At 47.7% G+C, this 10,520-nt stretch carries 6 protein-coding genes; 2 read left to right on the forward strand and 4 right to left on the reverse strand.

Going from position 1 to position 10,520, the window contains the following annotated elements; translation table 11 throughout:
* The 4 genes from Q0668_RS23025 to Q0668_RS23040 form a co-directional block, all read right to left on the reverse strand.
* Positions 1–356, reverse strand: a 356-nt coding sequence (locus tag Q0668_RS23025) for a DUF1501 domain-containing protein (RefSeq protein ID WP_298868885.1), incomplete at its 3' end; no start/stop codon positions are given.
* A 14-nt stretch (positions 357–370) separates the two neighbouring features.
* Entirely contained in the window at positions 371–3,331 is a 2,961-nt protein-coding gene (locus Q0668_RS23030; RefSeq protein ID WP_298868887.1) for a PSD1 and planctomycete cytochrome C domain-containing protein, read from the reverse strand.
* Positions 3,328–4,092, reverse strand: coding sequence for an IclR family transcriptional regulator (locus Q0668_RS23035; RefSeq protein WP_298868889.1), 765 nt, complete (start codon positions 4,090–4,092; stop codon positions 3,328–3,330). The genes Q0668_RS23030 and Q0668_RS23035 overlap by 4 nt, the downstream gene beginning before the upstream one ends.
* A gap of 224 nt (positions 4,093–4,316) precedes the next feature.
* On the reverse strand, positions 4,317–5,093 hold the full coding sequence (locus Q0668_RS23040) for a hypothetical protein (RefSeq protein ID WP_298868891.1): 777 nt from the start codon (positions 5,091–5,093) through the stop codon (positions 4,317–4,319).
* A gap of 311 nt (positions 5,094–5,404) precedes the next feature.
* On the opposite strand from Q0668_RS23040, the gene Q0668_RS23045 reads away from it, so the two are divergent.
* Together Q0668_RS23045 and Q0668_RS23050 are read left to right on the forward strand one after the other, a co-directional pair.
* On the forward strand, positions 5,405–8,080 hold the full coding sequence (locus Q0668_RS23045) for a hypothetical protein (protein WP_298868892.1): 2,676 nt from the start codon (positions 5,405–5,407) through the stop codon (positions 8,078–8,080).
* A gap of 196 nt (positions 8,081–8,276) precedes the next feature.
* The coding region (locus Q0668_RS23050; RefSeq protein WP_298868893.1) for a PQQ-binding-like beta-propeller repeat protein at positions 8,277–10,520 on the forward strand (2,244 nt) is incomplete at its 3' end.

Consider the following 10,520-nt stretch of genomic DNA (forward strand, 5'->3'; position numbering starts at 1 on the left):
AAGACCGTACTCACCCAGCGTCCCGTCTCCCCATGTTGCGCAAATTTAAAAGGACTTTTCATCACTGCACCAGGTGCAGCTGTGAAACCTTCGGGTTTTTCTTTTGGACCTATTTTTTGGCCATGCAGTCGTTCTAACTCCGGCTTATAATCGAACGTATCCATCGGACTGGTTCCGCCGTTCATAAACAACTGAATGATGCGCCGCGCTTTGGGAGGATGATGTAAACCTGCTTTCGATTTGTCCACAGGTGCAGCGAATGCGTCATCCCCCAACCAGGCTGCGAGTGCCGCTGCACCAAAGCCACCTCCTGATTGAGTCAGCATTTCACGCCGTGTTAATGGAAGATTCAACATCTAAGACATCCCCGTTACTCAACAAAAAGAAACTCATTCGTATTGAAAACCATCCTGCAAACTGTTTCCAAACCATGCTCTTCCGCTAAATCCGTCATGCTTTTTAATTCATCAGGTGTTGGTTCACGTAACCATGTCCATAAAACAATCTGTTTAACTTGATCGGGAATTTTTGATTCCGCAGTACGAGCTCGTTTTGCCATCTTCTGAGCATGATGTAAAACAAATCGATTATTCAAGAGCACCAACGATTGCAATGGCGATGCAGAAAATCCGCGTGCGGGTGACAATAATCCGAGATCCGGAAAATCAAGCGCGTCCATCAAGGGGTCAGCGATTCCGCGCCAGACAACGCGATAAATACTGCGTCGATAAGCCCCCGTACTGTCCAGGTCGAATTGATCGTAGTGCAACATGGGGGTCACCTGAGCCCCAGGGCTCGTCGTAAAATGTGAAATACCAGGACCTCCCATTTTCAAGTCGAGTAAACCACTTGCCTGCAAAACGGAGTCTCGAAAAGTATCTGCATCCAACCGTTGGCGTGACATGCGCGCCAATAAGCGATTCTCAGGATCGCGTTTGACCAAATCGGCACGATAGGCCGATGATTGCCGATATATCTTACTGTTGCATATCAGACGATGTAAATGTTTCAATGACCCCCGATGATCGCGCAATTCACAGGCCAGCCAATTGAGTAATTCAGGATGTGAAGGTGTGCCCCCCATCCGTCCAAAATCATTCGGTGTATCACAAAGTCCTTTACCAAAATGATAATGCCATACTCGATTCGCAATACTCCGCCAGGTCAATGGATTTCGCGGATCTGCCAGCCAATCGGCAAGCGCCGCCCGTCGTGCCGATTCGGAATGCGGTTTGGGCAATTCAAAACGGGCTGGCAAGGGAGACAAAGCCGTCAAAGCACCAGGGGCAACAACATCGCGCGGCTTTGTAAGATCTCCACGCACTAACAGCCGAATCTCGCGCGGCGTAGCATATTTCACCATACCTCGTTCATTCGTCGCCTCCGCCCCTGCCGCGTAAACTTTGACATAAGGCGGTAATTTCTGTAGCTCCTGTTCCGCTCGATGTTGTAATACCGCAGCAGCAAGCAGTGCCTGTTGCTCCGGAGTTCTTTTGGCTTGAGGTACATCGAGTACCACCTCCGCTTCTGCGGGTAAAGCGATGACGTTCAACCGGGCAGCATCCGTCGCTGCCAGTTTGAACCGCCCAATAATGTGACTACCGCCGTGCAGTTGTTTCAGCGTGACGACAAGACGCGTCCCGGGCTCAATGACAAGTGGCGCCTTCAACTCAAAGACGGCATGATGCCCGACTCCGACTTTGGGATAAATCCCCCAGGCCGTCTTGAGATTCCCGTCTATGGCATGTTGAATCGTCCAGCCAGCCTGATTGAAATCAGCCGTCGCCTGACGAATGGGAATCACTTTCCCCTCTTTTGCATTCGGAGAGAAGGCGCGGAGTTCGAATTCTGTCAGATGCAAATTTCCGTTGTGCGTTCGCCCCGGTCCTTTATGAGGCAATGAATCATCTGCCAGCACATCCAGCCGAACCGCTGTGACTTTTGACAAAGTTGTACTCGCGGTGACAACAATCGTTTCCTGCTCAGGTAATTTCCCACTCGAAAGAATCGAACCATCGGCTTTACGTTTCAGATCGGCCCCGTTGGTTGAGAGAAATACATCAGATTTCAACGGCACCCAATGCGGTTTCGAAACACGGGTTTTCTCCCATTCCGCTACCATTTTTAAGTTTTCAACGGTCAACAACAGACTCGCGTTCTTTTGCAGTGCTGCTGCCTTGAGTGAATTCCAATGCCTGCGTTGTGCACTAACACCCTGATCGATGTCGAAAGAAACATCCCCTTTCCCAATACCGGCAAACACCGCCTGCAATGCAAAATAGTCGGCCTGTGTGATCGGATCAAACTTATGAGTATGACACCGGGCACAGTTCGCTGTGGTACTGGCGAAGGCTCCCATTGTCTGCGTCACAAGATCATCACGATCAAGATATTCAAACGACTTCGGTGCCGTGGCGGCTGCACTTCGATCGTAAGGACCTGCCCCAAGAAAACCGAGCGCCACTGTTAACTCGGACGACTTGGGAAAGAAATGATCAGCCGCCAGTTGTTCTTTAATAAACGTTGACCACGGCGTATCCTGGTTAAATCGGTCGATCACATAGTCACGATAGCGCCACGCGTTGGGTCGATATTCATCATGTTCAAATCCATGCGAATCGGCGAAATGCACCGTATCGAGCCAGTGTCGCGCCCAACGTTCTCCATAGCGCGGCGAGTTCAATAGACGTTCTACCAGACTTTCATAAGCATTTGGGCGTTTATCAGCCATAAATGCTGTGGTGTCTTCGATGCTCGGCATTAATCCATGTAAGTCATATGTTAAGCGGCGAATTAAAGTACGACGATCAGCTTCAGGGGAGGACTTCAAGTTCTCTTTTTGTAATCGTGCGTGAATAAACGCATCAACCGCGTTCTCTGATCCATCACCGGGAACATCAGGGCGTTTTAGCGGTTCTAAAGACCACCAGTTTGTGTCTCCGTTTGCTTCAGGACCAGGTTTGGTAATTCGTGGATCCAATGCACCATTTTTAACCCATTTGGTAAGAATGGCGATCTCTTTGTCAGAGAGTTTTTTTTCAGGCATCTCCAGATCGGGATCGGTATGCATCACGGCTTTGATCATCAGACTCGCCTCGGGCTTACCGGGAACAATCGCTGTACCACGACTACCTCCCGTCTTCCAGCCGCTCCGCCAATCCAGAGTCAGATCGCCTTCCATCACACCCATTGCATGAGAATGACATTCGTAGCAGTGTTGTTTCAATATCGGTTCGACAGACTTGCTGAAAAAGGTCTTTTCATCTGCAAAGAGAGAACCTGAGACTAAGAGCCAGACCAGCAGACAAAACTCTATTCGAATCCGTTTCATCGGCCCAGCCTCCCGGCGATCTCATCAGCACATTGCAAAACCTGTTTTCCCACGCTGGAGAACACACCTTTCGGCATTCGCTTCGAGGGAGCCGATACCCAGACGACGGCGATCAAATTCTCATCAGATCCAGTAACAGGAGCAGCAATGCAGTGGATGCCTTCATCTGCTTCCGCATAATCCGTAGCATAGCGACAGCTGCGAATCCGCTCGCATTCCGCCAACAAAGCATCAGGCTCTATGATAGTACGTGATGTATCTGCAGTTAACGGAATCCGATCGATGGTTGACACGACCTCTTCTGAATTCTGAAATGTCAGAAGCGTTTTACCAGGCGCGTTGTTGTGCAAAGGAAAGCGAAGCCCGACATCCACGGCAATTCTTAGCGGATGCAGTCCACTCACCTGTTCAATGATCACACCTTCATCACCAACGCGAATTCCAAGCTGCACAGTCTCCCGGGTAGCATCACGTAATTCACGCATGAACGGCAATGCCTCTTCAACCAGACTCACATCGCCCACTTGTGGAAGTCCCAACGTCAGAAACTTGGTTGAAAGTCGAAAACGCTTCGAGAGAGGATCACGTTCCAGATAATTGCGATCTGTCAGCGTATGCGTAATCCGAAAGATGGCATTTTTGTTGAGCGAAAGCCGGGCCGCCAATTCACTGATACCCAGTCCCTCGGGGACTTGATTCAGCAATTCCAACACATCCAACCCCCGCTCCAACGCGGGAACACTTGTAGTAGCCACTTTCATCAAACAATCCTCAGCCGCTCCAACAACGTTCCATATACATAACGCGTCACACCAGCATAACTTCGACCTCATAGAGAGTCAACACTCATATCAAAGTTGGATCATACATTCTAAAATCTTCAAGGGCAGCATAGTTTTGGTTGATTTGTTGTAATGTGAGGCATTTTTTAAAGACAGATTGATCAACAAAGGGATCATTCACAGACCTCAATTCAATAAGTTAATTACTCTATAGGCCAGCCGATGAGATACGGGAGTTTGATTTGACCGCCGTTGATCACCTCGGCTTTCCACTCAAAGCTTTGCTGCTCATCTGCTTCGCTAGCCATTTCCAGCATTTCATCGACCGTATAAGTTCGTAATACAGAGACAATGCCATCCCAAAAGACAAAGAGGGGAATTAATGGAATGAGATATGTGAAGACCAGCCTGAGAATGCGAAACGGTCTCACAAACGGTGTCAATAATAAAACGAATATCGGAGAAAGTGCGAAACGAATGCAATGTTCCACGTCACGCTGCTGTGCTTCAAAAATAGCGATGGGCTCTTTGGCAGCAATGGCATTACGAAGAATGTCTTTGACTTCATCTGGGTTAAAGTGATGCAGACTGAGAAATTGAGTTCGCAGTCCCGATAGATCACTGGGAACTGCCTTGGCATCAACGCGTCGCGATTCGATTTCAACAGTTTCAGGAAAAGCCGATTCTACGTTTCGTAAGCCCGTTTGATTGGGAAAATAATCTGTCAATCTGATTCGTAAATTCGGAAAATCCTCTTGTAGCTTTGGAATCAAACTAAGCCAGGGGCCACCACCACCGGAGGCAATATCAACGATCTCTGAACGGCTTGTACGTTGTAAGAGATCAGTGAGAATCGGAACAGCTCCACCAAACAGATTAAACTGACTGGAAACGAATTGCAGGTAATCTGTCATAAAATTTCTAAACAGTTTCGGAAACCAGGGGCAGTCTTCAAACTCAAACAGCTGTCGTCGTTTCATATTGATTAATTCGCGATTAAAAATTTGCGTGTAAATAATTGGTCACTTCCTTGTAACATGCAAGATAACTAGAAACGCAGGAATGTGGGAGAGAAGCAGACTCCCGATTTTGCAAAAGCTTAGAAGCCTCAATGACTCTACTTCTTTCAAACTTGTCAGAAATGTTTCAGAATCGCTGACGATAATTGGTTTCCACCATGGAATGAAGTTGGCACGAGAGATATAATTAAGTTTCTTACTTAATGAATTTTATTAATCCCCTATGAACCTCATCACTCCAATTACCTACGGACACCTTCAGGAGATACTCTGTGCGTTTTCTAACGACCCTGTTCACTCTGTTAGCCTGGCAAACCACCGGATTCGCGGATTTAAAACTACTAATAGAGCTTCCTCGCAGTACCTATTGGCGTGGCGAAACGATTCATGCGAAAGCCACATGCACCAACGACTCCGCGAAATCAGTTCCTTCAACAGTTCTGCGATTAACCTGCCAGGAATGGGCCGCCACAACCGCAGATGTCCCGGCTCTCAAGGCACAAGAGACCACAACAGTTGAATTGACTCTTTCGACCAAATACTTAAAGTCTGGTGCAGATTACCAATTGATTACAAGGCTGTTCGAAGACATCGGAGCGAATCAACCCCAGGCAATTTCTCTCAAACCGCTTGCTGAACATCAGGCCCATTTCGCACTTATTCGCAGACCTAATTCAGAACGACTCGATGTCTGGCAATGGGTCTATGGCGGTCCCGTTGATATCATTCATGCCAAGTCGAAACTGAAAGCGAAAGATCTTGGATTCACTGTTGCCGGTGGACCGGTCTTCCCTTACTCATCTCCCAAAGTCGCTCCGCGCAAACAGCTTCAATCTTACCGCCGTTCACTAGAGGCGACGATGAAACGGGGAATGGATATTTCATTTTCACCGGTAGGACTCTGGCATCGCGAATTTAATTTGATTCCCCCCAAAGGATCCAAACCTTTAGTCGAGGAAAAATCAGACAACTCTAAAACAAAACACAGGATCGCAGCCCCCGATGATGATACACGCTACAAAGGCGCAGGCCGAAATGGTCAAGAATATTTCAATCCCTTTCATCCTGAAGTAGAGCGTCAGCAGGACCGTGCTAATGAAATGATGATGGATGTCCTGGGAGACTTCCCAAATCTTAAATATGCATTTATTGATGCCGAATTCGTGGATGATTTGTACTACCATAATACAAACGTAGCTGGATTAAAAAAAATGCAGCGTATGCTGGGATTCACAAAAGAAGAGATCGGACCCGCAAAATATGTTGCAAAAGGTGTGCTCGCAGATGATGACCGTGGCTTGCGTTATCGCCGTTACTCCTATCAACATGGCAATGGTATCAACCACACGCTGAAACGGGCTGCCAACACCGTTCATCAACAGCGTCCTGATGTTCAATTCCTATCAGACCCGTATCGCAGTGTTGCACTCTTGGATATGTTTCCCAACTGTGATCTCATCTCGACCTGGACTTATACGAACCCAGATCCGAAGTTAATGCTTTATATCGAAACATTACGAGCCGTCTGCCGTCCCTCAGGACAGGAACCGTTGCACGTGGTGACGCTCCTCAATTATCCAGGTTCAGTGGTCCCGGAAGCACACGATAAAAACTGGATCATGATGGGACCAGGAAGATTAAGGGAAACGACATGGATCAATCTTTCGCGGGCGCCGAAAGTAATCGGCTACTATGCCTTCGACGGATATTACCATAGCGACTTATCTTTCAGCCCGGAATCAATGCAGGCGTTAACCGACCTCTCACAAAAAGTATTCAAGCCATTTGGCCCGATGATACGTAAGCTAAACGTCGCACCTCGAAACATCGCGGTCCTGAGTTCTGAATCATCACGATTATACAATAAATCAACAGGTTTATTAGGCTATCCGAATTACCAGCCATACCATTTCTACACAGTTATGGCGATGGCCCATTTGAATGCAGATGTTGTTTTTGATGAAACAATCGAACGCTTTGGATTGGACCAGTATGATGTACTCGTACTTCCCAAGTGCGATGTATTAACCAAAACGGTTTACGATCAGATTTTGAATTTTCAAAAACGTGGGGGTATCGTCATATCTGATCAATATCTTGGCGCCGAAATCCCCAATGTCATTCGGTTCGATTTTGATTTCACACACCGACGCAAAGTAAGTGCGAATGCAATTGCGACCGGAAAGATCTATGTAGGAACGGGGCAGGATGATCATATTCTACCCGGAAAATCAGCTATGGAAAAAGTTCAAGGAGTAACGGCGAAACAGGACCAATTACTGCTTGAGTCATATGCAAAACAATTGAGAACGAAGTTGTCAGGTATCGTTCAACCCGATATCTGGTGTGATCAATACGATGTTTTGATCAATGTCCTCGAAAAAAATGGTGTAAAATATCTGGTCGTTATAAACGATAAACGGACTTATGATGACAGAACAGGACCTTTCAAAGCAGTCATGGAAAAGCTGATTCCACAAAAGGCCACTATCCGTGTCAAACGCGATTCCTTTCCTCCAGGAACGACGCCTTACGATTTATTGGCAAGTCAGAAATTAAGCATTTCTCAAAAAGACGACGTCATTGAGTTCTCTGTCGATCTCGGCAAAACTGGCGGAACGATCATCGCACTCGCCCCCCAAAACATTCAGGGAATCGCAGTCGAAGCGCCACAATGGATAAGACAAAACACGGAAAATCAATTTCGCGTGCGTATTGTAAATGCTGACAAAACAGCGACACGCGGGTTACAACCGCTGCAGATTCTTGTGACGGACCCTGACGGTAAAGATTCTGAATACTCGCATCATGCCTGTGCTGAAGAGGGATATTACGAATTTAATTTACCAGCTGCCGCAAATGATGCCATCGGAAACTGGAAATTGACCGTGAAAGATTTAACTTCACGTTCAATGGCAACGCATGAATTTGAAGTTCGAAAAAATTGACACTCGTTTTTGAGAAAAAACGATATTTCTTCCAGAGCATGAATGGCAGCACTAATAGTCTGCCGCTTATGAGAAAATAGTGACCTGTAGCCGGACTAGCTTTACATTCCTAATAGCAGTCAGATAAAATTAAAATCCTCTGAACGAAAAGTCACACTCCTCATTGCAGCACTCCTCATTGTGAATGGAGCCTCTTATGTCGCGTCTCTACACTCCCATCTTATCTCTTGGTATGTGTATCGCTTATTTGATTTTCAGTCATCAAGAGAATATCTCTGCGGCAGAAACGAATCTCGCTGCCGAAGCGGGTACTCAGGGGGGACTCGTTTTACAAATTGGAGCAAAAGACGTTTCCCGCGTCAGCGCGATGGCAAAAACGGGGCGTTATTTAGTACGTGTTTTGGAACGTGATGCCAAAACGATTCAAGCCGCACGAAAGTCGCTTCATGATCAAGGACTTTACGGCATGGTGTCCGTCGATCAACTCAATGCGAAAGGAAAACTTCCCTTTGCTGAGAACATCGTGAACCTGATTCTAATCGAACAGGCTCCTGGAAACATTACCGCTAAGGAATTCGCTCGCGTATTGACCCCACTGGGAACAATCATTGCACCAGAATCAACTTCAATAGAATTATTCAAACAAATCGGCCTGGAGAATATCCACAAACTGAATTCTGAAAAGACTTCGGTAGTCGGCAGAAAGCCGTTCCCCGCTGACATGGATATCTGGTCACATCCGCGGCATGCTTCAGACGGCAATGCCGTTTCCAACGATACGCAGGTTGGTCCACCGCGGCGAGTACGCTGGGTTGTGGGCGCTCAGGCGGAAGTACGAGGTATGGTCACCGCGGGCGGCAAGAACTTTTATGCCGGCGTGTTAACCCGTGATAGTTTCAACGGTCTGCGTCTGTGGGACCGTGATTTACTCAAACCCTCCAGTGAGGGTAAAATTACGATGAAAAATTTATCGCGATCCGTACCCAACCCGGTCACAAGCGGCGATTACCTGTTTGCCGTCAGTCAAAAGAAACTGCTATCTCTTGATGCCAATACTGGCGAAACCGTTCATGAATTTCCGACATCGGCAGAGCCACGCCATCTCCTTTACGACGCGAAAATACTGGTGGCGATTGGCGATGCTTCAGTCGAAGCATTTGATGTCGAAACGGCAAAGAAGTTATGGGAATACCAATCGGCAGCTCCTCGTTTTGCAGTCATGGGAAAAAATACGGTTGCCTTCCTCCAGGGAAATGTAAAACGTGGTGAGAAAGTGACAGCCGTCGTGCTCGACAGCGACTCGGGAAATGTTCGCTGGCAGAATGACAGTTACCTCTGGTTGCCGCAGGTCACCCGTGCGGTTTTTCACAATAATAAAATTGCATATGAAGTCTCCACATTCAACGACAATGGACCCGACAATGGCATCCATATTCTGTCTGCCCTGGATGGCAAATCGATACTGGACCATATTTATCTACCCGGCATGAATCATCGCCGACAGGCACGCGCCATGTTCATCGACTCAAAATTATGGGTCCTGCATGGAGGTAAGGATAAAGACAAAAAACGATTGCCGATTCAATTCTCATCCATCGATGTGCTTTCCGGAAAAACATTAAGCACACATCCTGCCGGCCTCACACACTGTTTTCCCCCCGTGGCAACTACGAATTACCTCTTCTCAGGTGAACTGGATCTGACAGATTTACGTACCGGTGAAGTCGACGCCAACCGTATCACCAAGGCGAATTGCAGTGCAGATAGCGGCTGGATTCCTGCGAACGGTCTGATATATCTCACGCCGAAACATTGTACCTGCTGGCCAATGTTGCGTGGTTATACTGCACTCGCTCCGGAACGAAAGGCAGGTGATATTGGAAAACTCGATATCAAAAACATGGAATTTAAATTGGAAAGTGGTGAGGACCCTCCGACTGCCCAGGCAAAAGCAAACAATGATTGGCCCGCTTACCGGAATGACAATCTGCGTTCTGCCAGCACAGCCGCAGCCGGTCCCACAGAACTAAAGACGCTCTGGAATACCAAGCTTGGTAAAGCCACCGAACTTACCGGGCCGATTGTAGCCGATTGGAGCGAAAACCCGTTTATCAAAGGCCCCATTTCCAGTCCGGTGATTGCAGAAGGGTTGGCTTATGTGGCCCATTCGGATACGCATACTGTGATCGCCATGGATGCCCAATCGGGGAAAGTCCAATGGCGATTTACAGCCAACGGCCGGGTCGATACCGCGCCCACCATTTACAACGGGCTCTGCCTGTTTGGTTCCAAGAGCGGTTGGGTCTTCTGCTTGAATGCAAAAACAGGAAAGCTCGTTTGGAAGAGGCAGGCGGCACCCGTCGATGAGCAAATTGTCGCCTACGGCCAATTGGAATCACCTTGGCCGGTGGCAGGTTCGGTTCTCATTGTGAATGATACA

The sequence above is a fragment of the uncultured Gimesia sp. genome (genome assembly GCF_937910335.1).
GTDB lineage: Bacteria > Planctomycetota > Planctomycetia > Planctomycetales > Planctomycetaceae > Gimesia.

Bases quoted from the DNA above. Each gene is read 5' to 3' on its own strand.
- Q0668_RS23030 (WP_298868887.1), bottom strand. From the start codon at position 3,331: ATGAAACGGATTCGAATAGAGTTTTGTCTGCTGGTCTGGCTCTTAGTC.
- Q0668_RS23035 (WP_298868889.1), bottom strand. From the start codon at position 4,092: ATGAAAGTGGCTACTACAAGTGTTCCCGCGTTGGAGCGGGGGTTGGAT.
- Q0668_RS23040 (WP_298868891.1), bottom strand. From the start codon at position 5,093: ATGAAACGACGACAGCTGTTTGAGTTTGAAGACTGCCCCTGGTTTCCG.